The 24,103-nt window shown below is 66.1% G+C and carries 19 protein-coding genes and 1 tRNA gene; 10 read left to right on the plus strand and 10 right to left on the minus strand.

Features of this window, described 5'->3' with window-relative positions; genetic code table 11:
* Positions 1-42 precede the first annotated feature (42 nt).
* Together GR702_RS13310 and GR702_RS13315 are read right to left on the minus strand one after the other, a co-directional pair.
* The gene (locus GR702_RS13310) at positions 43-927 is read right to left on the minus strand and encodes a hypothetical protein (RefSeq protein ID WP_160986374.1); all 885 of its coding nucleotides are present in this window, start codon (positions 925-927) and stop codon (positions 43-45) included.
* Positions 928-972: 45 nt separating this feature from the next.
* Positions 973-2,343 (minus strand): replication-associated recombination protein A, encoded by a 1,371-nt coding sequence (locus GR702_RS13315; protein WP_160986375.1) that lies wholly within the window; start codon positions 2,341-2,343, stop codon positions 973-975.
* A 99-nt stretch (positions 2,344-2,442) separates the two neighbouring features.
* Between GR702_RS13315 and GR702_RS13320 the strand changes: the two genes are divergently transcribed.
* Positions 2,443-2,883 carry a hypothetical protein gene (locus GR702_RS13320; RefSeq protein ID WP_237449698.1) on the plus strand — a complete coding sequence of 147 codons (441 nt, stop codon included), beginning with the start codon at positions 2,443-2,445 and terminating at the stop codon, positions 2,881-2,883.
* Between the two features lie 26 nt (positions 2,884-2,909).
* On the opposite strand, the gene GR702_RS13325 is transcribed toward GR702_RS13320, so the two are convergent.
* Both GR702_RS13325 and GR702_RS22330 read right to left on the minus strand, forming a co-directional pair.
* Positions 2,910-4,061: a glycosyltransferase family 4 protein gene (locus GR702_RS13325; protein WP_160986418.1), complete on the minus strand. Its 1,152-nt coding sequence runs from the start codon at positions 4,059-4,061 to the stop codon at positions 2,910-2,912.
* Positions 4,062-4,484: 423 nt separating this feature from the next.
* Positions 4,485-4,694, minus strand: a complete 210-nt coding sequence (locus tag GR702_RS22330; RefSeq protein ID WP_237449699.1) for a hypothetical protein — start codon at positions 4,692-4,694, stop codon at positions 4,485-4,487.
* Between the two features lie 515 nt (positions 4,695-5,209).
* Here GR702_RS22330 and GR702_RS13335 point away from each other — a divergent pair.
* From GR702_RS13335 to GR702_RS13355, 5 genes are all read left to right on the plus strand, one after another.
* On the plus strand, positions 5,210-5,938 hold the full coding sequence (locus tag GR702_RS13335; protein WP_160986377.1) for a response regulator transcription factor: 729 nt from the start codon (positions 5,210-5,212) through the stop codon (positions 5,936-5,938).
* A gap of 19 nt (positions 5,939-5,957) precedes the next feature.
* A complete protein-coding gene (locus tag GR702_RS13340) occupies positions 5,958-7,283 on the plus strand; it encodes an ATP-binding protein (RefSeq protein WP_160986378.1) in 1,326 nt (441 codons plus the stop codon).
* Between the two features lie 126 nt (positions 7,284-7,409).
* Complete coding sequence (locus tag GR702_RS13345; RefSeq protein WP_160986379.1) at positions 7,410-8,099, plus strand: carbonic anhydrase; 690 nt, start codon at positions 7,410-7,412, stop codon at positions 8,097-8,099.
* Positions 8,096-9,637 (plus strand): SulP family inorganic anion transporter, encoded by a 1,542-nt coding sequence (locus GR702_RS13350; protein ID WP_160986380.1) that lies wholly within the window; start codon positions 8,096-8,098, stop codon positions 9,635-9,637. Before GR702_RS13345 ends, GR702_RS13350 begins: the two co-directional genes overlap by 4 nt.
* A gap of 326 nt (positions 9,638-9,963) precedes the next feature.
* On the plus strand, positions 9,964-10,815 hold the full coding sequence (locus GR702_RS13355) for a TorF family putative porin (protein ID WP_160986381.1): 852 nt from the start codon (positions 9,964-9,966) through the stop codon (positions 10,813-10,815).
* Positions 10,816-11,443: 628 nt separating this feature from the next.
* Here the strand turns inward: GR702_RS13355 and typA are convergent.
* The gene (gene typA, locus GR702_RS13360; protein ID WP_160986382.1) at positions 11,444-13,276 is read right to left on the minus strand and encodes a translational GTPase TypA; all 1,833 of its coding nucleotides are present in this window, start codon (positions 13,274-13,276) and stop codon (positions 11,444-11,446) included.
* A 301-nt stretch (positions 13,277-13,577) separates the two neighbouring features.
* Between typA and GR702_RS13365 the strand changes: the two genes are divergently transcribed.
* Positions 13,578-14,042 carry a DUF805 domain-containing protein gene (locus GR702_RS13365; RefSeq protein ID WP_160986383.1) on the plus strand — a complete coding sequence of 155 codons (465 nt, stop codon included), beginning with the start codon at positions 13,578-13,580 and terminating at the stop codon, positions 14,040-14,042.
* An 85-nt stretch (positions 14,043-14,127) separates the two neighbouring features.
* Here the strand turns inward: GR702_RS13365 and GR702_RS13370 are convergent, their stop codons facing one another.
* The gene (locus GR702_RS13370) at positions 14,128-16,653 is read right to left on the minus strand and encodes an ABC transporter permease (protein WP_160986384.1); all 2,526 of its coding nucleotides are present in this window, start codon (positions 16,651-16,653) and stop codon (positions 14,128-14,130) included.
* 45 nt (positions 16,654-16,698) lie between these two features.
* Positions 16,699-17,433 (minus strand): ABC transporter ATP-binding protein, encoded by a 735-nt coding sequence (locus GR702_RS13375; protein ID WP_160986419.1) that lies wholly within the window; start codon positions 17,431-17,433, stop codon positions 16,699-16,701.
* Positions 17,434-17,483: 50 nt separating this feature from the next.
* On the opposite strand from GR702_RS13375, the gene GR702_RS13380 reads away from it, so the two are divergent.
* Entirely contained in the window at positions 17,484-18,200 is a 717-nt protein-coding gene (locus GR702_RS13380; protein ID WP_160986385.1) for an arylesterase, read from the plus strand.
* A 6-nt stretch (positions 18,201-18,206) separates the two neighbouring features.
* On the opposite strand, the gene recF is transcribed toward GR702_RS13380, so the two are convergent.
* Both recF and GR702_RS13390 read right to left on the minus strand, forming a co-directional pair.
* Entirely contained in the window at positions 18,207-19,292 is a 1,086-nt protein-coding gene (gene recF / locus GR702_RS13385) for a DNA replication/repair protein RecF (RefSeq protein WP_160986386.1), read from the minus strand.
* A 31-nt stretch (positions 19,293-19,323) separates the two neighbouring features.
* A complete protein-coding gene (locus GR702_RS13390) occupies positions 19,324-20,082 on the minus strand; it encodes a queuosine precursor transporter (protein WP_160986387.1) in 759 nt (252 codons plus the stop codon).
* Positions 20,083-20,178: 96 nt separating this feature from the next.
* Between GR702_RS13390 and GR702_RS13395 the strand changes: the two genes are divergently transcribed.
* Positions 20,179-20,255 (plus strand) — tRNA-Arg (locus tag GR702_RS13395).
* Between the two features lie 111 nt (positions 20,256-20,366).
* Here the strand turns inward: GR702_RS13395 and GR702_RS13400 are convergent.
* The gene (locus GR702_RS13400; protein WP_160986388.1) at positions 20,367-21,479 is read right to left on the minus strand and encodes an ROK family transcriptional regulator; all 1,113 of its coding nucleotides are present in this window, start codon (positions 21,477-21,479) and stop codon (positions 20,367-20,369) included.
* A 115-nt stretch (positions 21,480-21,594) separates the two neighbouring features.
* Here GR702_RS13400 and GR702_RS13405 point away from each other — a divergent pair, with 115 nt between their 5' ends.
* Complete coding sequence (locus GR702_RS13405; RefSeq protein WP_160986389.1) at positions 21,595-24,102, plus strand: TonB-dependent receptor; 2,508 nt, start codon at positions 21,595-21,597, stop codon at positions 24,100-24,102.
* Position 24,103: the final 1 nt, after the last annotated feature.

Consider the following 24,103-nt stretch of genomic DNA (forward strand, 5'->3'; position numbering starts at 1 on the left):
GTGCGGGCTCCGTCCGGGACCCGTGGCCAAAAGTCCTCGCGGTCAGAGCGCGCCGAAGGTCCAGCCTTCCGTGAGGGCAAGTTCCGCCGTCAGTTCCGTGGGATGCCAGAGCGCCTCGCGCCCGGCGGCGATGCGCAGCCAGGCGGCGGTGACGATTGCATCGGCGCTGTGGTCGTCGATGGGACCTTCGCCTCCCGTCCCCTGCGAGCCCAGCTGCGACAATGCGGCGTCGAGCGCGGCATGGTCGGTCATCTTGGCCCTGCCTGCGGTTCGGCCCGCTTCTATCGCGGCGAGAGCTGTGTAGATCTCCACTAGCACCGAGCCGCGGTCCGGCAGCGGATCGATCGGCCAGACCGGCAGCCGCCCTGCAAGCCGGTGCAGCAGGCGCATGCCCGTCAGGCTCGACTTGCCAACCTGCGCCGCGCCCACGAGATTGAAGTTGGAGTAGGGCTTGCAGCCCATGCGCGCCTGCGCGGCTTCGGTCACGCGCATCCGGCCGCGGCGATGAAGGGCGCCGGAAAGATGGAAATGCGAACCTTCGCGCCCGCCATGGCGACGAAAATAGGCGCTCAGTTCCGGGTGGTCGACGAAGCTGGAGGCGGCAAGGTGCGGATCGTGCGCGCAAATCGCGTCGATGAGAGCCCAGAGGCCTCGCGCGTCAGGCGGGCTCGCCGGCCATGCCGGAAAGAATGCGCCCGCATCCTCGAACGGCAACGAGATACCGAGGTCGATGCCGACGAGAGTGTCGGCGGGCAGGTGATGAAGGAGCAGCTCAAGGACCGCCTGCCGGGACCAGTGGCGATGGCCGGTGGGCCGCAAAAGGCGCGGAGCCGCATCGCCGATCGTGCACAAGGCAACCGCGATGCCTTTCTGCCGCTCTCCCACCGCGCCGGACCAGTCGATTGCCATGAAGCTGCGGAAGCGCATTCGCCCTGTGTTTCCTTCGCGCATGCCAGTCGTAGTTGCAGGCTCTTACCAGCCGCGCTCTTCGCGCCTTTGTTCGCGCAGGCGCTGCCAGTAATCCAGCCGCTTCCTGACCTCGCGTTCGAAGCCCCGCTCCACCGGCTCATAGAACGTCTCTGGCGCCATCTCCTCGGGCCAGTAATCATGACCGGAAAAGCCCTCCGGCATGTCATGGTCATACCCGTATGGCACTTCCACCGTGCGGCCATCCACTTCCCGGGTGACCTTGCCGTAGCCGATCTCCTTCATCAGCTTGGTAGGCGCATTGAGGATGTTCGAGGGCGGGCTGAGCGAACCGGTCTCTCGCGCTGTCTTGAACGAGGACTTGAACGCCATGTAGGCGGCGTTCGACTTGGGCGCGGTGGCGACGTAGAGGCATGCCTGCACGATCGCGAGTTCCCCCTCCGGCGAGCCGAGGAACTCATAGGCGTCCTTTGCCGCCAGGCATTGCACCAGCGCCTGCGGATCGGCGAGGCCGATGTCCTCGCTGGCCATGCGAACCAGCCGGCGCAGCACGAACAGCGGTTCCTCGCCGGCGGTCAGCATGCGTGCGAGATAGTAAAGCGCGGCCTGCGGGTCCGATCCGCGTACCGATTTGTGCAGGGCGCTGATGAGGTTGTAGTGCCCGTCACGGTCCTTGTCGTACACTGCGACACGGCGTTGCAGGAACTGGCCCAGCCCTGCCGGGTCGAGTGGTTCGACGATCCGGGCGCCATAGAGAGTCTCGGCCTGGTTCAGCAGGAAGCGCCCGTCTCCATCGGCCGAGGCGATCAGCGCGTCGCGGGCGTCGGGCGTCAGGGGCAGGGGCCCTTCGATCTCCTCGGCCTTTGTGAGGAGGGCGCGCAGGGCCGCGGCATCCAGCCGATGCAGGATGAGCACCTGTGCCCGGCTGAGAAGCGCCGCATTGAGCGCGAAGCTGGGGTTTTCCGTGGTCGCGCCCACGAGCGTGACGGTGCCGCGCTCCACGAACGGCAGGAAACCGTCCTGTTGAGCCCGGTTGAAACGGTGGATCTCGTCCACGAAAAGCAACGTTCGCTGGCCTGCCTTTGCCGCAAGGTCTGCTTCGGCGAAGGCCTTCTTGAGGTCTGCCACGCCCGAGAATACCGCGGACACGGCATGGAAGCGCATGCCGACGGCATCGGCGAGAAGCCTTGCTGTGCTTGTCTTTCCGGTGCCCGGCGGCCCCCAGAGGATCATCGAGGAAAGCCGCCCGGCGGCGACCATCCGGCCGATGGCGCCTTCCGGTCCGGTCAGGTGCTCCTGCCCCACGACCTCGGCAAGGGTACGCGGACGAAGCCGGTCGGCAAGGGGAGCATCCTCGCGCAGCTCGTCTACAGGCGGGTGTGCAGGCGGAAGGTCGTCGGCGAAAAGGTCGGCCATGGGATCTATCTAGGCGCGAAAGCCCCGGACGTCATCCTCCGACGGGTGGATTGCACGAGCCTGCGCGGAAGAGTAGCCCCGCTTCGAAAGCGAGGGATGATGGATAAGCGAAGGCGAAGCGCGGCCGGGCGAGCATACTGGTTCATGGCCGTGCTCCTGCTGGCGTGGAGCACCTTCGCGTGCCTCGCCTGGGGCCTGACTGTCACGCGCGAGGACGCGTGGCTCTCCCAGGTGTCGCCCGAGGTCGTGGACTGGCTGGACGGCTTGCCCACATGGTCGATCCTGAGCTCAGCTCTTTGCACATGGAGCGGGCTTGCGGGCGCGCTGCTGCTGCTAGCCCGCTCGCGCAGGGCAGTGCCGGCTTTCGCCGCATCGCTGCTCGGCCTGATGCTGACGCAGGCCTTGCAGTTTGGAGCCGACGACGTGCCGCCCGGGCTGGCCTCCCCGCGTGTGCTCGCCTTTGACCTGGCGGTGTGGGCGCTGGTGCTCGGTCTGCTATGGCATGCGATCCAGAGGAAGCGGGGCGGGGTCCTGCGCTGATCCTGCGCCCTGCAGCGGGACGACGCTCAGCCCCGCGCCTTCTGGCGGATGAGGCGCAGGTAAGTGTCGGCGACGGCCTGGTTGATGCGGTCCCAGCTAAACTCGCTCGCCCGCGCGATGCCCGCCTCTCCGTGTGCGCGGCGAAGCTCGGGATCCTCGATATAGCCCTTCAGCGCCTCGGCGAACTGGTGAACGGCGCCGGGCGGGATGAGCCGGCCCGAGACACGGTCGTCGACCAGGCTCTGGCTGCCGGTGGCCGCGGCGGCGACCACGGGGAGCCCGCAGGCCATGGCCTCCAGTGTCACGTTGCCGAAAGTCTCGGTGACGGACGGATTGAACAGCACGTCCATCGACGCGACCGCGCGGCCAAGGTCGGAACCCTGCTGAAAGCCGACGAAGGCAGCGCCGGGAAGGCGATCTTCGAACCACTCCCGCGCAGGCCCTTCGCCGATGACGAGCACCTTGTAGGCAAGGCCGCGCCGGCGCAGTTCATCCAGCGTATCGGAAAAGACGTCGAGACCCTTCTCCATGACGAGCCGGCCCAGGAAGCCTACCGCCACCTCATGGTCTTCGATGCCGTGGCTGCGGCGCCATGCCAGATCGCGGCGACCCGGGTTGAACACTTCGTGATCCACGCCTCGCGACCAGATCGAGACGTCATAGTTCATGCGCTGCTGGCGCAGGAGCTGCGCCATGCTTTCGGACGGGGCCACGAGCGCGCTGCAGCGGCGGTAGAAGCGGCGCAGCAGCGCCTCCATCAACGGCTCTCCCCACGCCATGTTGTAATAGCGGAGATAAGTCTCGAAGCGGGTGTGGACCGATGCGAGCACCGGAAGGTTGCGACGCCTGGCCCAGGCCACCGCCTGATGGCCGACCGGATCGGGCGATGAGACGTGCACGACGTTTGGCGCGAATGCGGCAAGGTCGCGCCCCGCCTTTCCCCTGAAGGAAAGAGGCACGCGATACTCGGGCCGGCCGGGAATGGCCACCGAGTGCACGCTCACGAGATCCCCCGTGGGTTCGAACGCGGGGACGGCGACGGTGGGGGCATAGACGCGAACCTGCGCGCCCTGTCGCAGGAGGTAGCCGACGAGGCGGTTCAGCGCCTGGTTGGCGCCGTCACGAACATAATTGTAGTTGCCCGAGAACAGGGCGATGCGCAGGTCTGCGGTTTCCATGGTGCGCTGGCCCATAGCGACCCCCGCCGCGCTTGGCGAGGGTCGTTCGGGGACCGCATGCGGAGCGGCTGCGAAGTGCGGCTCGCGGGTAACGGGTGCCGGCCGTGCGCAAGGACAGGGCACGGCCGGTGCCCGCCAGATCAGCGGCGGCGCCAGTCCCTTTCGCGGCGATCGTCGCGCCAGCGATCACGCCTGTCGCTGCGGCGATCCCAGCGCCGGTCCCACCTGCGATCCCGGTTCCGCTCCCACCGGTCCCGCCGGTCCCAGCGGTCGTTGCGGCTGTAGCGGTCCCGGTAATAGGGCGCATAGTACCGATCGTAGTAGCGATCGCGGTAGTACCGGTTGGGATTACCCGCATAATAGTAATAGTACCCCGGCCGGTCGCGGACCGTGACATAGCGGCGCGATGAGTAATAGCCGCGATCATAAGTACCGGCCGTCGTCCCGGTCGGCGAGCGCGGCGCCGAGCGCCAGGCCCAGCACGCCGGCTCCGATGGCTATGGCGGCATCGTTCCCGCCGCGGTCATAGTACCGGTCCCGCGCCTGCGCGGGCGCAGCGGCGGCGAGGATGGATGCCGACAAGGCGGCGCCGATCGCCAGTTTCTTTCCGATGGTTATCAAAGTCATGTGCATGTCGTCAGACTCCCTTTCCGGCCAACCGGGTAACGGCGGTTGCGGTGGGCACGTGCCTGAACGCTGACCTGCCTGCACTGAACGGCAAGTGAACTTCGCTGCCGGACGCACGCTGCTTGCGGTGGAACGTCTGGCCCGGTGCGTAGTTCGTCCTGGACGGTCTCGTACCGCGACCGGCAAGCGCCTGAAGTTGATGCGAACGGGCAACCTTTCGTCACGCGAAGGCCCAAAAATCGACATGTCATGCAGCCAGTCTGGCATCATCATGTTGCCGCATCGGAGAACATCGTTGATCCTGCCCGCTTTTTCATCGCCTCGTTAGGACAGGGTCGAAGGCAGGCTGCTTCCACAAGCTTGAACCGCTCCTCGCCTGCGGCAGACTTTTTTCTGCCGGAGCGCAGCAGGACATTTTCCGACCGGCGCGGCTTCCCTCACCGCGCCGGTTCCCTTATTGAGAACAGGGCAAAGCACATCGCATGACGGTCGCTCCACGCTACAGGCTCCCCCAGGAAACCATGACGACACCACCCACGATCCTGCTGGTAGAGGATGACGGAGCACTCCGTACCCTCACTGCACGGGCATTGCGGCAGAGCGGCTTCAATGTCCTGACCGCCGCTACGGGCGCCGAGATGTGGGTAACTTTGCGCGAAACCACGGTCAGTCTGGTTGTGCTGGACATTATGCTTCCCGGGACAAGTGGTTTCGATCTGTTTCGTCGCCTTCGCCGTGAGAGCGACGTGCCGATCATCTTCGTCAGCGCCCGCGGAAGTGAGGAGGACCGCGTGCTCGGGCTTGAACTCGGCGCGGACGACTATCTCGCCAAGCCTTTCAGCACACGCGAACTGGCGGCGCGGGTCAGTGCGGTGCTGCGGCGGGGCGGCGGTCTAGATTCGTCGAGCGAACCGGTCGCCGACACGCGCTCGCAGGACACCGTCCACTTCGATGGCTGGCAGGTCTCGATGGCAAGGCGCGAACTGCGCTCGCCCAGCGGTGCGATCGTCGACCTGACCGGGGCGGAGTTCGATCTGCTCTCGACATTCCTCGGCTACCCCCAGCGCGTCCTCGGCCGGGAGCGCCTGATGGAACTCTCGCGTTCGCGCATCGGCGACAGCTCGGATCGCAGCATCGACGTGCTCGTCAGCCGCCTGCGGCGCAAGCTTCAGGCCGAAGGAAGCGAGTCCCCGATCGTCACCGTCCGGGGCGTGGGCTACATGTTCAAGGCCGAAGTGACCCGCGCCTGATGCTCGGCATGGCAGTCTGATGCTGCGCAGATGCGTGGCCCTGTTCCGGCGGATGGGCCTGCCCGAGCGGCTGCTGGCGGTCCTGGTGCTCGTGCTGCTTGTCGAATTCGCCGCCAACTGCTTCCTGTTCGACCGCGTCAATTCCTTCGAACTGCGCCGCGACGATGCCGAGCGTATCGCCGAGAACCTGGTGCTTGCGCGGCGGACCATGGAGCGGTCGAGCGCGGCGGAGCGGAGCGCCGTGGCGCAGGTTCTCAGCACCGATCGCTTCAGGCTGGTGTGGACCGCGCCGGACGGACGCAGGAGAGGTTCCCTCGGGCTCTCCAACCTGCGTGCGCAGGTGGTCGGGATCGAGCCAGAAATGGCGCTTGCCGATCTTGAACTGCACCTGGAGGAACTGCCCGGTCAGGGCAACATCGGCGGCTCGTTCAGGCTCTCGGATCAGACGGTGGTCCGCTTTCACACCCATGCCAATGCCGCATGGAAGCTGACTGCCGGGCGGATCGCGAGCCTTGTCCTTCCCACGCTGTTGCTGATCGCGCTGGCGTGGGTTCTCCTGCGCACGACGCTGCGCCCGCTGCGTAATCTCATCGAGGCCACCCGGCATCTTGGGTCCGGGCAGCCAAGACCAGTTCCAGAGCAAGGGCCCGATGAGCTGCGGGACCTGATCCGGGCGCTCAACGAAATGCAGCAGCGTATCCACCAGTCGCTGGTGGATCGTACGCAGACCATGCTGGCGATCGGTCATGATCTGAAGACGCCGCTCTCCCGCATGCGGCTGCGCCTCGACGACGAGAGCGTGAATCCCGAAGTGCGGGAAGGGCTGACCCATGACATCGACGAAATGCGGATGCTGCTCGATTCGCTTCAGGCTTATGTCGACAGCGACGGGCGTACGATCCCGGTCGAACTCATAGACATTGCCGTCATGGCCGAAACGCTGGTCGATACCGCGGCCGACCACGGCGCCGACGCGACCTACGCGGGTGTACCCAGCCTCGAGGTTCGCGTCCGGCCGGTTCCGATCCGGCGCGCGCTTTCGAACCTCATAGAAAACGCGGTGCACTACGGCGGCAGTGCCCGCGTCACGGTGCAGCGCGACGGCGACTTCGCCGTGGTCGTCGTGGAGGATACTGGGCCGGGAATTCCCGAACACCGCATCTGCGATGCCTTGCAGCCCTTTGTCCGGCTCGACAGTGCACGGGCGCGCGATACCGCGGGAATGGGGCTGGGACTGCCCATCGTCGCCAAGGCGGTTGGCATGGAAGACGGGACACTGGATCTGGAGAACCGTGCCAGCGGAGGACTGCGGGCAACGGTTCGCCTTCCTCTGAGAACCGCCTGAGGCCTGCTGCACCGCGGCAAGGTTTCGTTACGTTCCCGAACAATCGCCGACAAGCTCCTCACCTAGCTTCACGGTAAGTCGCCGGCTGTGCGTCGGCGGCAACAGGATACTCAGAAAGGTGTTCCAGTGAACGAGCTCATCGGTCGCGTCTTCGACTTCGAAAAGACCCTCTTCCCCGCTGCCAGCGAGCTTTTCGGCCAGCTCACCACGCATGGCCAGTCGCCCAAGGCGCTCATGATCTCCTGCGCCGATTCGCGCATCGTGCCCGAGCAGATCATGCAGGCCCAGCCTGGCGACCTGTTCGTGTGCCGCAACGCCGGCAATATCGTTCCGCCCTACGCCACGCAGAACGGCGGCGTAACCTCGACGGTCGAATACGCCGTCATGGCTCTTGGCGTGCGCGACATCATCGTGTGCGGTCACTCGGACTGCGGCGCGATGAAGGCGCTGTCCGACCCCACCGGTCTCGAGAAGATGCCGAACGTCGCCGCATGGCTGAAGCACGGCGCGGCGGCCGAGAACATCGTCAGCAGCTGCCATTCGGACCTCGATGCCAAGGCGCGCATCCGTGCCATCACGCTCGAGAACATCATCGCCCAGATCAGCCACCTGCGCACCCATCCCTCGGTGGCGGCCGCGATCGCCAAGGGCGAGATGACGCTCCACGGCTGGATGGTGGACATCCACGCCGGCCAGGTGCTGGGCCTCAACGGCGACACGGGCGAGTTCGTGCCGCTGCGTGAAGGCACCGATCTTCCGGTCGCGCTTGCGGCACGCAGCCGCTTCGCCACCGAATACGCAGAAGCAGCAGAATGACCGCCGCGTCCGCCAGCGTGGGAGATGGCCGCCAAGGCCTCTTCTCCCACTTCGGCCGGGATTTCACGGCGTCCATCGTCGTGTTCCTGGTCGCCATGCCGCTCTGCATGGGCATCGCCATTGCCTCGGGCGTACCCCCTGAAAAGGGTCTGGTCACAGGCATTATCGGCGGCGTGGTGGTGGGCTTGCTGGCGGGCTCGCCACTGCAGGTCAGCGGCCCGGCCGCCGGCCTTGCGGTGATCGTCTTCGAGTTCGTTCGCGAGAACGGGCTCGAGGCGCTCGGTCCGGTCCTGCTCCTGGCCGGCATTCTTCAGTTGGTCGCCGGTGCGCTCAAGCTCGGCGGCCTTTTTCGTGCGATCAGCCCTGCGGTGGTCCACGGCATGCTTGCCGGCATCGGTGCCCTGATCGTCATCGGCCAGTTCCACATCCTCTTCGACGCCAAGCCGCTGTCGAGTGGCCTGCAGAACCTTGCGGCGATGCCTTCGCGCGTGCTCGGGCTCGACTTCTCGAACGCCGCCGCGACAGAGATGGCCCTCCTGCTGGGCCTGCTCACGATCACGGTCATGGTTGCGTGGGAGAAGCTCCGTCCCAAGTCGATGACGCTCGTTCCCGGCGCTCTCCTGGGGGTGATGGCGGCAACGCTCGTGGCTTGGACGCTCGCCCTTGACGTTGCTCGCATCGAAGTTCCCACCTCGATTGCTGCGGCCTTCAGCCTGCCGACCAATGCCGAATGGTTCGCACCGCTCGCACAGCCGGCGCTAATCGTGGCGGCCGTGGCCATCGCCTTCATCGCCAGTGCAGAGACGCTGCTTTCCGCAGCTGCAGTCGATCGCATGCATGACGGCGTGCGCACGCACTACGACAAGGAACTGCGTGCCCAGGGGATCGGCAACTTCCTTTGCGGCGTCTTCGGAGCCCTTCCGATGACGGGCGTGATCGTGCGGTCTTCCGCCAACGTGCAGGCGGGTGCCCGCACCCGGCTCTCGACGGTATTGCACGGCGTGTGGATCCTCAGCTTCGTGGCGCTGCTTCCCTGGCTGCTGCGCGAAGTGCCGATGGCGGCGCTCGGCGGCGTGCTGGTGGTGACCGGCTGGAAGCTGGTCAGCCTGAAGCACGTCACTCACCTGTTCAAGGCGCATGGTCCCCTGCCTGCCGCAATCTGGGCGGCCACCTTCGTTCTGGTGGTGACCACAGACCTGCTGACGGGGGTGCTCGTCGGGCTCGCGCTTTCGGTCGTCGAGCTTCTTCCCCACTACAAGCACCTGCGCCTGAAGGTGCACGAGCATGACGAGGGCGAAGCCACACGCGTCGAGCTCAATGGCGCGGCCACGTTCGTCGGATTGACCCGCCTCAATGCGGTGCTGGAAAAGCAACCGGCCGATCGACCGGTCCATCTCGACCTTGGCCATGTCAGGGCGATGGACCACACCACTGCCGAGACGCTCTCGGAGTGGATCAGCCGCCGCCGCCAGGGTGGCCAGCGCGATCGTGTGACCGGTCCGGCCGCGATCCTGCGCCCGCTGCCATTGGCCAGCTGACGAACACGTGCCCGGCCGGTCATCCGGCCGGGTACCCGGCGGGCCGGAAACCCTCACACTCGGTCCCCGAACCTCCCGGGCGGAGCGCACAGGCGCATCCGCCCGGTTTTCTTGCATGACGCCCTCTCGGACGCGTGTTGCGTCCAGAGCACGATCCCGGCGCAGATGCGATCTCCACGACGCCCGATCCCGAATTGCCATTGACGGGGGCGCAGGGCTGCGCGACTGCTGCAGGGCCGGAGTGAAACGGGCCAGCCACGCAGCATGGCCCGCACGCCGGACGCAGGACGGAACCTGTCATAATCTCGAACATGAGGGTGTTCCGTATGAAGTCTCGTCTTTTCGCCGGCGTTGCCGGACTAGCAGCCGCATTCCTCGTGGCGGCAACGCCCGCGACAGCGCAGGAAGAAGCTCCCAGCGAAATCACCGTGACGGGAAGCGTCGGTCTCGTCACCGACTATCGCTTCCGCGGCGTTTCGCAGACCGACAAGGAAATGGCGATCCAGGGCGGCATCACCGCCACCCACGCCAGTGGCTTCTATGTCGGCACCTGGGCGTCGAACCTCTCCGGATGGGGCACCTTCGGCGGATCGAACATGGAACTCGACCTTGTGGGCGGCTTCGCGACCGAAGTCTCCAGCGGCGTCACGCTTGATGTCGGCCTCACCTGGTACATGTATCCGGGCGGCGCATCCGAAACCGATTTCGCCGAGCCTTACGTGAAGCTCTCGACCACTGTCGGTCCGGCCAAGGCGCTTTTGGGCGTCGCCTACGCCCCCAAGCAGCAGGCGCTTGGCCGCTGGTACAACGATGCCGATGCCTATGCATCCGGCATCCCGGACAACCCCGGCGCGAAGTCCGACAACTTCTACGTCTGGGGCGATGTCAGCGGCGGTATCCCGGATACCCCCGTGTCGCTCAAGGCGCACCTCGGCTACTCCGACGGCAACTCGGGCCTCGGCCCCAACGGCACCAGCGTCGCGCCCACCGGCAGCTACCTGGACTGGATGCTCGGCGCTGACCTTGCAGTAGGACCGGTCACGCTCGGCGTCGCATATGTCGATACCGACATCTCCAAGTCGGAATCCGCCTACCTGACGCCCAACTTCGCCTCCACCAAGAACGGATCGTCGATCGCCGGATCGACCGTCGTGTTCTCGCTCTCGGCGGCGTTCTGACGTAACGGCCCGTTCCCGTCCGGTTCTTCAGGACCGGGCGGGGCGGAGCGTTCGGCCGGTTCGGCGATCGACCGGGGCGTCCATGCTGCGCAATCGTAAGTACTTGTGACCCGATCGTCGTGCGTCAGCGGCGCAAATTTCCTGATGCTCGCGCACTTGATCCAAGCACAAGGCGTTCAATGCCCGCCGCTCAGGAAGATGTCGCCTGCATCCAGTGCGCAGCATTCGCGTTGAGAGCCATTTGATCGCCCGACATGGTCGCTTTGCGAGGCTACTCCGCCCAGAACAGGCACGACGGCGACACGTTGCGGTTAGAGAGGGACGGCGACGGCCTACTACGTGCGAGGGGCGTCGATGCCCTCTCACCGGGGTTCGTGGCGGTCTGGCCCGCGGGAGGCCCGCTGCCGGTTGCACGCAAGATCCCAAGGGCGCCGAATACGGCGTGCGGATCTGACGGGCCAACGGCTCGTCCCACTGGACCGCGGGAGGGATAACGGACGTCTGTGCCTGCGCACCTTGCCGCGCCGGCGGTGCTCTTCCGGAATCGAATCCCTGAACAGGAAAGGGGCGCAGCGGCATGACCGCTGCGCCCCTTTTCATTGCTCCGGCAGATCCGGAAGGAAACGCCTCAGGCGTTTTCCTTCTTGCGGCTCTGCTTCTTGCGCTCGTTCGGGTCGAGGATCGCCTTGCGCAGGCGGATCGACTGCGGCGTGACCTCCACCATCTCGTCGTCGTCGATGTAGGCGATCGCCTGCTCGAGCGTCATGACGCGCGGCGGAGTGAGGCGGATGGCGTCGTCCTTGCCGGTCGAACGGAAGTTCGTCAGCTGCTTCGACTTCATCGGGTTCACTTCGAGATCGTCGGTCTTCGCGTTCTCGCCGATCAACATGCCTTCGTAGATCTTTTCCTGCGGCTTGATGAACAGCACGCCGCGATCCTCGAGGCTGTTGAGCGCGTAGCCCACGGCTTCACCGGTGCAGTTCGAGATAAGCACGCCGTTCTGACGGCCCTCGATCGGACCCTTGTGGAGGTCGTACTTCTCGAACAGGCGGTTCATGATGCCGGTGCCGCGCGTGTCCGAGAGGAACTCGCCGTGGTAGCCGATCAGGCCGCGCGAAGGCGCCGAGAAAGTGATGCGGGTCTTGCCCGAGCCCGAGGGACGCATGTCGGTCAGCTCGGCCTTGCGGCGCTGCATCTTCTCGACGACCGTGCCCGAGTGCTCGTCGTCCACGTCGATCACGACGGTTTCGTAAGGCTCGGTGCGGTTGCCGTTCTCGTCAGTGCCGAAGAGCACGCGCGGGCGGCTGATGCCCAGTTCGAACCCTTCGCGGCGCATCGTCTCGATGACGACGCCGAGCTGGAGTTCGCCGCGACCGGCGACTTCGAAGCTGTCCTTGTCGGCCGATTCGGTGACGCGAATGGCGACGTTGGTTTCCGCTTCGCGCATCAGGCGGTCGCGGATCATGCGGCTCGTCACCTTGTCACCCTCGCGGCCGGCGAGCGGCGAGTCGTTCACGGCGAAGCGCATCGCGAGCGTCGGCGGGTCGATTGGCTGCGCCTTGATCGGCACGCTGACCTGCGGGTCGGCGATGGTGTTGGCGACGGTCGCCCTCTCAAGACCGGCAAGGGCGATGATGTCGCCGGCGCGGGCTTCTTCCACGGGAACGCGCTCAAGGCCACGGAACGAGAGGACCTTGGTGGCGCGGCCCACTTCGATCACCTTGCCGTCCATGTCGATGGCGCGGATCGGATCGTTGACCTTCAGCGTGCCCGACTGGACGCGGCCGGTAAGGACACGGCCCATGAAGTTGTCGCGGTCGAGCAGGGTGGCGAGGAAGGTGAAGGGCGCGTCCACGTCGAGGTTAGGCGCGGGGACGTGCTCGACGATCTTCTCGAACAGCGGGGTCAGCGTGCCTTCACGCGCATCCGGATCGTAGCTGGCGTAGCCGTTGCGGCCCGATGCATAGAGGGTCGGGAAATCGAGCTGCTCGTCGTTGGCGTCGAGGCTGACGAAGAGGTCGAACACTTCGTCGAGGACTTCGGCGTGGCGGCCGTCGGGGCGGTCGATCTTGTTGACGACGACGATCGGCTTGAGGCCAAGGCCGAGCGCCTTGCCGGTGACGAACTTGGTCTGCGGCATCGCGCCTTCCGAGCTGTCCACCAGCAGGACCACGCCGTCGACCATCGAGAGAATGCGTTCAACCTCGGCGCCGAAGTCGGCGTGGCCGGGCGTATCGACGATGTTGATGCGGTAGCCGTTCCACTCGATCGAGGTGGGCTTGGCGAGAATCGTGATCCCGCGCTCCTTCTCGAGGTCGTTCGAGTCCATCGCGCGCTCTTCCACGCGCTGGTTGTCACGGAAGGTGCCGGACTGGCGGAAGAGCTGGTCGACAAGCGTGGTTTTGCCGTGGTCGACGTGCGCGATGATCGCGATGTTGCGCAAGGGAAGCGGGGCGGACATTCAGGGTCTTCTTTCGAAAGAGGGCGGCTTCGTGCAGATGCGTGCTGCACTGCAAAATTTGCGCGCCATTAGCGGATGAGAGCCATTTCGGCAAGGGTGCTGCGATAGCTCGGGGCAGGGGCTGGCAGGGGCTGCGGGCAACGCATGAGCATACCGGCTTGTCTGCGCGGCTTGCGGGAACCGGCTTCCCAGTCCGCCGTTGCTCGCCGAAACTTTGTGCCTATAGTCCACGCCTGCAAGGCAAGAAAAATGGCGTGTCGCCGGGGGCGAAAGGATATTCGCGCCTAACAAGGGGAAAATCATGCTCGAATACATGCTGATGCCGTTTCGCCGCTATGCCGAATTCAGCGGCCGTTCGCGGCGGATGGAATACTGGGCCTTCACCCTGCTCAACGTGATTGTCTACGCCGTGATCGTGATCCTCGCCATGGTGATGGGATTCTCGCTGACCACGCTGACCGAACTGGAAAGCGGCAACGCCTCCTCCGCTGCGATGGGAGGTGGGTTGATGGTTCTGACGGGCGTGGGCGGCCTCTACTTCCTTGCATCCTTCATCCCCAGCCTCGCGGTTGCGATCCGTCGGCTGCACGACCGTGATATGAGCGGTTGGTGGTACCTGGGCTTCGCGGTGATGGGCATCGTCCCCTTCGTAGGATGGATCGCCAGCATCGCCTTCCTGGTGATCCTGTGCCTGCCGGGCACGCCGGGGCATAACCGGTTCGGCGCAGACCCCAAGGATCCGGCGGGTGCCGAGGTGTTTGCCTAAGGCATACCGACAGGCCGCCACGGCATGGGCGCCGCTCTCGTGAAAGCGAGGGCGGCGTCGTCGTATTCGGGTCTGGCGGGCGGGGTCAGAGGTCGCGCAGGGCAGCGGCGGGTTTTGCCCGCAGAAGCGGCAGGGACCCACCCAGAGCGAAGGCGAGGATCAGCACGAGACCGACGCCAAGCGCGGCAAGCACGCGAGGCCAGTCGGGCATCCAGCTGAACAGGAACAGCTTGACCACGACCAGCCAGGCCAGCGCGCTTCCCGCGATCAGTGCGACGGCTCCCAGGATCGCGACGATCAGTCCGTATTCGGTCATTTGCAAGGCCAGCAGCTGATGCCGGCTCGCGCCGAGGACGCGCAGGATCACAGTGTCGTAGGTCCTGCTTGCACGCGCGGCGGCTATGGCTCCCAGCAGCACGGCAAGGCCCGCCAGCACCGTGACCGAGGCTGCGGCAAGGATGGCCGCCGACATCTGGTCGAGCAGGGTACGGGCGGTCTGGAGCACGCCGCCTGTCTCCACCACCGAGCTTGAAGGGAAAGCCCGTACGAGCGAGGGCAGCAACTGCGTGGTGGAGGCACCGGGCGGAACCTCGATCGTGGCGGCGAGGTTGTGAGGCGTGTCGCCGAGAGCGCCCGGCGAGAACACCAGCACGAAGTTGAAGCCGAGCGAGTCCCAGTCGATCCGGCGCAGTGCAGCGACCCTGGCGGTATGCTCCACGCCAAGGACGCCCACCGTGATATAGTCTCCCACCTTCAGGCCGATCGCCCTGGCAAGATCCTGGTCGACCGAGACGAGCGGCTCGCCCGCCGGGATTTCCGGCCACCACTCGCCCGAAGTTACGGTGCTGCCTTCCGGGATGCCGACCGAGTAGGTCACGCCCCGCTCGCCCCTCAAGGCCCACGCGCCTTCGGGGAGATCCTTGCCGAGTGAGGCGACCTTGGTCATCTGGTCTCGGGGACCATAGGCGATGATGCGCCCGCGCAGGTTCGGGACCAGCCTGAGCCTGGCGCCCGGGACGAGCCGCTGAACGGTGGAGCGGAAATTCGCGGCGCCATCTCGCGGAAGGTCGATGACGAAGAAGTCGGGCGCGCGCTCCGGAACGGTGCGGCGAATGTTGGCTTCAAGGCTGGTCTGCACCGCCGCGATCAGTACGAAAGCCGAAAGCCCGAAGCCAAGCGCCGTCACCAGCGCGCCGGTCTGGGCGCCGGGACGATGAAGGTTTGCAAGGCCGGCGCGCAGCATCGGGCTTTTCGGCCTCGGCAGGCTTGCCGCCAGCTTGCGAATCCCGACGCCGATCAGCGCGAGGACGGCCAGCATCGCTGCCGAGCCACCCAGGAAGCCCAGCGTCACCAGCGGCTGCGCGGCATTGACGAGAGCCAGCGCCGCGATAGCCGCAAGGCCAAGGCCCACTGGCAATGCCAGCGCCCTACGGTCGGCGGCCAGCGGGACCACGCGCGAGCGCATCAGCGCCATTGCTGGCCATCCTCGCGCCCGGACCAGCGGCGGCGCGGCGAAGACGAGCGCGACGAGGAGGCCATAGGCGGCAGCCGTGGCCAACGCGGCGGGAGATACGATGAAGCCGGTTTCGACCGGAAGCAGGCTTTTGAGCGCTGCGGCGAGCAGGGGCGTCACCATCACCCCTGCGGCAAGGCCCGCAACGCTTCCCGCCAGCGCCGCGGCGCCCACCTGCAGGAGATAGATCCGCGCGATGTCGCCGCTTGCCGCGCCCAGCACCTTGAGCGTCGCGATCGATGTGCGCCGCGCCTCGAGATAGGATGATACGCCGCCGCCGATTCCGATGCCGGCGATCACCAGCGCGGCCAGTCCCACCAGCACCAGGAACTCGCCCATGCGGGTGACGAACCGTTTGGTCGAGGGCGAGGCGGCGAGGCGGGTGCGCGTCTCGAAAGCGGTATCGCCGAACCGCGCCTTCAGGGCATCGATGACCGGGTCGGGAGCGCGTGCGGGATCGGAGAAGCGTACCCGCACCACGCTGCGGTACATGGCGCCGGGGCTGGTGAGGCCGGCACTTTCGGGAAGTGTGAGCGGGGCGATCACGCTGTCGCCAAGGGCAAAGCCCTCGCTCATCTGCTCGGGGTCGGAAGCGATGATACCGCCGACCTTGACGGGCACCCCGCCGATGTCGATGAAGTTGCCTGTGCGCACGCCGAGGCGGGCGGCGGTGCCCTTGGCGATCCACGCGGTGCCGGGCGGCGGGGCGGCGACGTGGCGGCCATCGGCGAGCGCAAGCCTGCCGTATAGCGGCCAGCGCTGGTCCACCGCTTTCAGCGCTACCGGCGCCGACTGGTCGCCGCGGGTCGCGATGGCCTGCAGCCTGAGCCCTTGCGAAACAGTGCCGAACCGGCGAACCGCGGCGTTCTCCTCGGCGCTCAAGCGGCGCTGCCAGACCCGCAGCTCGATGTCGCCGCCCAGGATCTCGCGCCCGCGTGAGCCCAGTTCCTTCTCGATGGAGCCCGTCAGTGTTCCGATGGCCGCGATCGCGCCCACGCCGAGGAACAGGCAGACCAGCAACAGTCGAAGGCCCTTGAAGCGCGCTGACAAGTCGCGCCGCGCGATCGTCCAGGCAGTCCGCCAGGGGAGCGCGGTCATGGGCAAGATCTCATGCCGGTGAGGGCAGTTCGCAAGGTCCGATTCTCAGCCACGCTGCGCACCTGTCGTGTCGGTCGCAATCCGCCCGTCCGCCAGCGTGACCACCCGTTCGCACTGCCGGGCAAGCGCCTCGTCATGGGTGATGATCAGCAGTGTCGCGCCGGCCTCGGCCCGGCGGGCGAAAAGGAGGTCGACGATGGCAGCTCCCGTCCGGCCGTCCAGGTTGCCCGTGGGCTCGTCGGCGAAGACCAGGGCAGGGCGCGGAGCCAGTGCCCGCGCGATGGCGACCCGCTGCTGCTCGCCGCCCGAAAGCTGGGCCGGATAGTGCGACAGGCGATGACCGAGCCCCACGGCGGCGAGTTCAGCTTCCGCCCTGCCGCGCGCGTCGGGCATGCCTGCCAGTTCCATCGGCGTGGCGACGTTCTCCAGCGCCGTCATCGTCGGCAGGAGATGGAATGCCTGCAGCACTACTCCGATCCGTCCACGCCGCGCGCGGGCGAGATCGTCTTCGCTCATTCCCGCGAAGTCGTGGCCGGCGACGCGCAGCTCTCCCGATGTCGCTCGCTCCAGCCCGCAGAGCACCGCCATGAGCGAGGACTTGCCGGAGCCCGACGGCCCCAGGAGGGCAAGTGTCTGACCCTGCGGCACGGCAAGGTCGATGCCTTTCAGGATTTCAACCGCACTCGGCCCGGAACCCAGCGTGAGCCGCAGGTTCGAGGCGAGGATGGTGGGAGTGGAGGCAGCGGCGGGCGGGTGGGCAGGACTTGTCACGGCTCCCATATGGGCTAGCACCACGCCGTCCGACAAGTCGGACCCGAAAGGAGTTTGCCTTGCGCCGCGTTTCCCTCGTCCTCCTTGCCGCTTCCGTGCTCGCCGTTGCCGCCTGCGACCGCTCCGCTCCGCCGCCCCCGGAATCGAGCGAAAGCGCTCTCGATGCGCCGCCGCGCATACCGGTTGTGGGGCCGGAGCGGCGCATCTTGGCTTTCGGGGATTCGCTTCTTGCGGGGTATGGACTGGAAGATGGCGAGAGCTATCCCGACCGGCTCGAGCAGGCGCTGCGCGCGCGCGGCGTGAACGCGCGGATCGCGAACGCGGGCGTTTCGGGCGATACCACGGCCGCCGGGCTCCAGCGACTGAACTACACGCTGGAGAGCCAGTCGCAAAAGCCGGAGCTGGCGATCGTCAGCCTTGGCGGGAACGACATGCTGCGCTCGCTCCCGCCTGCACAGACGCGGGACAATCTGGAAGCGATCCTCAAGAAGCTGCACGGGCAGGGCATCCGCGTCGTTCTGCTTGGCATGCTCGCCGCGCCAAACCTTGGACGGGATTATGCGCAGGGCTTTAACCCCATCTATCCGCAGCTTGCCGAGAAGTACGACGCCGTGCTTGTCCCGTTCTTTCTCCAGCCGGTGTTCGACAAGCCCGACCTTATGCAGGACGATCACGTCCACCCGACCGCGATCGGCATCGACGCCATCGTTGCCGCGACCGTGGACGATGTCGAGGATGCCCTGCCGAAAGAGCCTGTGAGGCAGGGCGCCCGCTAGCTCACCCTAGCTAACTCTGGCCACGGTGCCGCCGCGCACGTCCCAGACTGCGGCTTCGGCCGCGATGGCTTCGAACGGAGCGAGTTCGGTGCCCGTCAGCCACACTTGCGAGGAACCCGCGCGCAGTCTGTCGAAAAGGGCTTCTCGCCGCACCGGATCGAGATGGGCGGCGACTTCGTCCAGCAGCAGGAGACGGGGCCGGGCTTCGCCGGTGTTTTCCAGAAGCTGCGAATGGGCGAGCGTAACGGAGATAAGCATCGCCTTCTGTTCGCCGGTTGAGCATTCGGACGCGGGCTGGCCCTTGCCGGCCATGGTCACGGCGAGTTCGTCGCGGTGGGGGCCGGTGAGAGTGCGCTGGGCGGCGCGTTCGCGCGGGCGTCCCTCGCGCAGAGCGGCGACGAGAGCATCCGCCTCCAGCGGACCGCCGGGCAAGTAAGAAAGCGATGGGCGGGCAAAGGGCGCGTCGGGAAGGGCGACCAATGCACTTTCCAGCCGTGCTACGAGACTGGCGCGGGCGGCGGCGACGAGTGCGCCGGCTTCGGCGACCTGCATTTCGACGGCATCGAGCCACCGCGGATCGGGCCCGCGCTCGTCGGAGAGAAGGCGATTGCGTTCGCGCAGCGAAGCCTCGAGGCGCGCTGCGTTGCCTGCATGTGCAGGGTCGATCGCAAGCACCAGGCGATCGAGGAAGCGCCGCCGCGCGCCCGCACCCTCCACGAAAAGACGGTCCATCGCAGGGGTCAGCCATCCGATCGACAGCCATTCGGCAAGGCCGATCGCCGTGCCGGCAGCGCCGTTCACCTGCACCAGCCGGCGGCCGGGTCGCTCCGCCGAAACGCCCGTGCCGAGCCGGACCGGATCGGCCAGCATGAGGTCGGCGCTCACCGCAAAGCCGCCATCACCCTGATGCGATGGCACCTCTGAAAGCTGCGCGCGGCGCAGGCCGCGGCCGGGCGCCAGCAGGCTTATGGCTTCAAGCACGTTGGTCTTGCCCGCCCCGTTCTCGCCGACCAGCAGGTTGAACTGCGCCGTTCCCTCGACCACGGTCTCGGCGTGGTTGCGAAAACGGGACAGGAGGATGCGATCCAGCATCGGGGCGGCCTAGCCGCTCAGCGCCCGGTGCTCAATCTCGGAGCGGCCGGGCCGTGGCGAAGGGGGAGAAATTCGTCTTCTCGTCGAACACCTCCACGCCTTCGCGGCGCTTGAGCCAGCCGACGACAGCATAGGTTGCAGGCGTAAGGATCACCTCCCAAGCGACTTTCATCGCCCAGTTGGTGACCATTACCGTCAGCACCTGCCCGGTGGTCCAGGTGCCGAGGAAGGCGATGGGATAGAACAGCAGGCTGTCTATCGCCTGCCCGAACACCGTCGATCCGATGGTGCGCGTCCACAGGTGCTTGCCGCCGGTCAGCAGCTTCATCTTGGCCAGCACGAACGAGTTGACGAACTCGCCCGCCCAGAAAGCCGTGATTGAGGCGATCACGATCCGCCAGGTCGAGCCGAACACGGCTTCATAGGACGCCTGCCCGCCCCACCCTTGGGATGGAGGAAGAGCCACGACGACGAAGCTCATGAAGGCCATGAACACCAGCGCGAAGAAACCGGCCCAGACGCAGCGCCGGGCGTTGGCATAGCCATAGACTTCGGTCAGCACGTCGCCGATGACGTAGCTGACCGGGAAGAACAGGATGCCCGCGCCGAACGTCACGCCCCCCAGCGATGCCAGCTTGGAAGCTCCAATGAGGTTGGAAAGCAGCAGGATGGCGACGAAGGCCACCATCACATAGTCGAAGTACCGGAAGTGCCGTCGCCCGCCTTCCGCACCATCGATACGAGCGAGGCGCGGGGATGATGAAGAGGATGCGTGGGTGCTGCCGTTCATGCCGGTTGCGTAACCTGCCAATCCGGAGCCGCAAAGCACAAGTTTGCGTATGTCCGGTTTGCCAAGCAGCGCAACCACGCTATGGGAAACCAGCGCGCGCCCGTAGCTCAGCTGGATAGAGCACGAGCCTTCTAAGCTTGGGGTCACAGGTTCGAACCCTGTCGGGCGCGCCAGTGTTTCTGCCGTCTCCCTGCTTTTGATGCTTCCTTGGAGGAGAGCAGCATGCGGAGCCATACGCCCCGCGTATCGGCTCACGGCACGGCATGAGCAGGCATGCAATCCTGCTACCTGTCGGCGGCGAATGCGTGGATGGGCAGAAGCGCAGCCCCAAGGACGATGGGAGAGCCTCGCAGTCCCGAAACCTGCACGGGCGGGCGCCTGTCATTCACGGTCGAGACAAGGGGAGCGGCATGGAGCCTGTCGGCAAGCCCTTCCAGGATGGGAACGGGAAGCGTGCCCGCGATCACGATGGCGCCCGGGTCCAGCCAGGTGAAAGCCGTGTTGCAGACGACTTCCAGCTGGCACGCCGCGCGGTCCATCCAGTCCGCGATGACGGGCGCCTGCTCGGCAGACTTGGGATCGATCTCGCCCACCGAGGAGACCGGGCATCCTCTGGCGCGCAGGCAGGCAAGAAGGTCGAGGGGGCTGGGGCGCGGGCGATCTCCCGGATACAGGCATCCGATTTCGCCCGCCACACCGAACTGGCCCCTCACAAGCCGCCCGTCGACCATGACGCCGGCGCCGATGCCATAGCCGAGCAGCAGGACGACGACAGTGCCGAACTCGCGCATCAGGCCGCCGAGGTAGAACTCGGCTATCGCTGCGACATTGGCGTCGTTCTCGATCCACAGGGGCCAGCCGAGTTCGGCGGTCAGGATTTCACGCAAGGGCGCACCGCGCCAACCCGGCATCTCGTCAACGACCGACCACCGCTCGTTGTCCGGGCCAAGCGAGGGGCCGGGCACAGCGACACCCAGCCCCAGCATTCGCCTGCCGAGCAGGTGATGCCGGTCTACCAGCTCGTGGGTCAGGCGGCGCACCATGCAGGCGAATTCGCGCGGATCTATCGGTGGTATCGCTTCGCGGTGGGTCGCGACCGTGGTGCCGGCAAAGTCGACAAGTGCGATATCGAGCATGCCCTTGTGCGCGGTGGCGCCCACCGCATAGCCGCCCTGCGATGCCAGTCGCAGCGGGATCGCAGGGCGCCCCCGGCCCGATGCCTCCCCTTCGGGCACTTCCTCGAGCACTCCGAGCGTCAGCAATTCGCGTGAGATACGGGTGAGCGCCGCCCCGCTCATCTCAAGGCGCACCGCCAGCGCCGAGCGTGACAGCGGCCCCGTCTTGCGCAACTCGTGAACGATGCGGCGCTGTTCCTTGTCCAGGGCGGGAATCATCATCCAGGGACGGATATCCGGTTTATTTATTTTCACAACAATAATTAAAAACGTCACATTGAGCGGTCAATGGCGGCCCGTCGCCGGACCGGCGGCCTACGAATTCATGAGGGTCCCCATGCTGAAGACCGTTCTCGCCACCGGAACCGCGCTTGCCGCGATCTGCACCGTCTCCGTCGCGCCTGCCCAGGCCCAAGCCGCAAATGCGGGGCCTGCTGCCACAGCAGAAGACGCAGCTGCGCAAGGTGATGACATCATCGTCACCGGCTCCACGCGCGCGCAGCGCCGCTTCGATGTTTCCTATGCGATCAACACAGTCTCGCAGGAGGACTTCGAGAAGATCGCGCCCGTCAACTTCGCGGATCTCATCGGCCAGCTTCCCGGCTTCCAGACCGAGATCACCGGCGGCGAGGTGCAGAACATCTATCGCATTCGCGGCCTGCCCAACGATGGCGGCTTCGTCAGCTTCCAGCAGGACGGCCTGCCGCTGTTCCACGAGAACGACGGCGTGTTCTTCCGCGGCGACGCGATCCTCAAGCCCGATCTCATGACCGAGCGCGTCGAAGTGGTGCGCGGCGGCCCGGCTCCGGTCTATGCCAGCTATTCAGGGGCGATCATCAACGCCATCACCGTGACCGGCAGCGAAGAGACGCGGGGCAAGGCACAGGTAACCCTGGGCGACACCGGTCTCTACCGGCTCGACGCCTACCAGGCCGGCAAGCTTGCCTCCAACACCTACTATGCCGTGGGCGGCTTCATCCGCCATCACGACGGCTACCGCGACAACGGCTTCCCCAACGACAAGGGCGGCCAGATCCGCGCGAACATCAAGCATGAGACGGACAACGGCTTCATCAAGCTGAACGTCAACTACGTCAACGACCACAATACCTTCTACCTGCCCATCCCGACTGCCGACCCGCGCGACCCGAGCAAGTCGCTCAACCAGTACATCGACTACTTCGAAGGCACGATGAACTCGCCTGCCTTCCGTAACGTCAACCTCAAGTACCGCGACGGCAACGGTGTCATCCAGAGCCGCAACGGCGACCTGTCCGACGGGCGCCACATGCAGATGCTGAATTTCGGCGCGCAGTACGAAGGCGACTTCGATGGCTGGCTGGTCTCGGCCAAGGCGGGGTACACGCAGGGCAAGCTCGACTTCTCGGCCTTCTACTCGACCACGAACCCTACGACGCTTGCCTCGTTCCTCGATGCGGGCGGCGCCACCTCGATCCGCAACCGCGCCAACGCCGCCTTCGGTACCGCCGACAGCTTCGGCCTGGTGCTTGCCGGAACGACCACGCCCTATGACCCGGACGCAGCCTCCGGCCTCATCATGCAGGGCCAGTACCGCGACATTCACTCGAAGTTCTACTCGGCCCAGGCAAACCTTTCGGTCGCCCGCAAGTTCGAGACCGGCTTCGGCAGCCATGACATCAAGGTGGGCGCCTATGGCAGCTTCTACGGCGAGGACAGCCGCACGCTTTATCAGAACTACCTGATCGAAGTGGCCGGCCAGCCGCGAACGCTTGACCTAGTGGCCTATAACGCCGCTGGCGGCGTGATCGGCCGCGTCACCGACAACGGCGTGCTCAACTATGCCGCCACCCTAAACCAGGGCGATTCCGACGCGAAGATGTTCGCGCTCTACGCCAACGACACCTGGGAGATCATCCCGGGTCTGCGCATCGATGGCGGCATCCGCCACGAGCGCTACGACTACGAGGGATGGGCGGCACTCACCACCCAGGCGAACCTTGGCGATGCGACCACTCTGGCAGACGATGCCACGCGCGCCTTCACCGGCGTCATCCTGAACCAGAAGCTGAAGCCGAACGTGACGAACTGGACTATCGGCGCCAACTACGACTTCTCGGACAATGTCGGACTTTATGGACGTGCCTCGCACCTCGAGACACCGCCGAACGTCCAGACGGTGATGAGCATCAACCCCACGATCATCACCACGGTGGCCGACCAGTTCGAAGTGGGCCTGAAGCTGGCGTCGGGCCGCTCGTACCTCTACGTGACCGGCTTCTACACCAACTTCGATCCGCTCAACGCCTCGTTCCTCGCCTACGATCCCACTACCGGCCGCAATGACGTGAACGTGCCCTTCATCGGCGAGGCGCAGGTCAAGGGCATCGAGTTCGACGGCGCGTGGAGCGTCACGCCCTGGTTCACCCTGAACGGTGCGCTGACGATCAGCGACCCCAAGTACAAGAACTTCGAAAGCGCGACCGGCGCCGACCCGGAGCAGGCCGAGGGCAACCAGATCGTCCGCCAGCCCAAGGTCTACGGCAACATCCGCCCCAGCTTCGACTTCACGACCGGCGATACCGACGTGTCGATCTACGGGCGCTACACCTACATGGGTAAGCGCTTCGTCGATCTCTACAACAACACGGCGCTGCCCGCCTACGGCACGGTGGGCGCGGGCGTGACGCTGCGCCACGGTTCGTGGAACCTGCAGGTCGTGGGCGACAACCTGTTCAATGCCCACGGCCTCACCGAAGGCAATACCCGTACGGACTCCCTTGCCGGTCAGGGCAGCGCCGAGGCGATCTACGGCCGCCCGATCTTCGGACGCAACTTCCGCCTCGTCGTCGGCAAGTCCTGGTGAG

Origin of the sequence: Novosphingobium silvae (genome assembly GCF_009856825.1) — a bacterium.
In the GTDB taxonomy this organism is placed as follows: domain Bacteria; phylum Pseudomonadota; class Alphaproteobacteria; order Sphingomonadales; family Sphingomonadaceae; genus Novosphingobium; species Novosphingobium silvae.

Excerpts from the sequence above, each read along its gene's own strand:
- GR702_RS13340 (WP_160986378.1), top strand. The coding sequence starts at position 5,958 with ATGCTGCGCAGATGCGTGGCCCTGTTCCGGCGGATGGGCCTGCCCGAG.
- GR702_RS13405 (WP_160986389.1), top strand. The coding sequence starts at position 21,595 with ATGCTGAAGACCGTTCTCGCCACCGGAACCGCGCTTGCCGCGATCTGC.
- GR702_RS13390 (WP_160986387.1), bottom strand. The coding sequence starts at position 20,082 with ATGAACGGCAGCACCCACGCATCCTCTTCATCATCCCCGCGCCTCGCT.
- GR702_RS13325 (WP_160986418.1), bottom strand. The coding sequence starts at position 4,061 with ATGGAAACCGCAGACCTGCGCATCGCCCTGTTCTCGGGCAACTACAAT.
- GR702_RS13320 (WP_237449698.1), top strand. The coding sequence starts at position 2,443 with ATGGATAAGCGAAGGCGAAGCGCGGCCGGGCGAGCATACTGGTTCATG.
- typA (WP_160986382.1), bottom strand. The coding sequence starts at position 13,276 with ATGTCCGCCCCGCTTCCCTTGCGCAACATCGCGATCATCGCGCACGTC.
- GR702_RS13315 (WP_160986375.1), bottom strand. The coding sequence starts at position 2,343 with ATGGCCGACCTTTTCGCCGACGACCTTCCGCCTGCACACCCGCCTGTA.
- GR702_RS13350 (WP_160986380.1), top strand. The coding sequence starts at position 8,096 with ATGACCGCCGCGTCCGCCAGCGTGGGAGATGGCCGCCAAGGCCTCTTC.
- GR702_RS13365 (WP_160986383.1), top strand. The coding sequence starts at position 13,578 with ATGCTCGAATACATGCTGATGCCGTTTCGCCGCTATGCCGAATTCAGC.
- GR702_RS22330 (WP_237449699.1), bottom strand. The coding sequence starts at position 4,694 with ATGCACATGACTTTGATAACCATCGGAAAGAAACTGGCGATCGGCGCC.
- GR702_RS13355 (WP_160986381.1), top strand. The coding sequence starts at position 9,964 with ATGAAGTCTCGTCTTTTCGCCGGCGTTGCCGGACTAGCAGCCGCATTC.
- GR702_RS13375 (WP_160986419.1), bottom strand. The coding sequence starts at position 17,433 with ATGGGAGCCGTGACAAGTCCTGCCCACCCGCCCGCCGCTGCCTCCACT.
- GR702_RS13335 (WP_160986377.1), top strand. The coding sequence starts at position 5,210 with ATGACGACACCACCCACGATCCTGCTGGTAGAGGATGACGGAGCACTC.
- recF (WP_160986386.1), bottom strand. The coding sequence starts at position 19,292 with ATGCTGGATCGCATCCTCCTGTCCCGTTTTCGCAACCACGCCGAGACC.
- GR702_RS13370 (WP_160986384.1), bottom strand. The coding sequence starts at position 16,653 with ATGACCGCGCTCCCCTGGCGGACTGCCTGGACGATCGCGCGGCGCGAC.
- GR702_RS13400 (WP_160986388.1), bottom strand. The coding sequence starts at position 21,479 with ATGATGATTCCCGCCCTGGACAAGGAACAGCGCCGCATCGTTCACGAG.
- GR702_RS13310 (WP_160986374.1), bottom strand. The coding sequence starts at position 927 with ATGCGCTTCCGCAGCTTCATGGCAATCGACTGGTCCGGCGCGGTGGGA.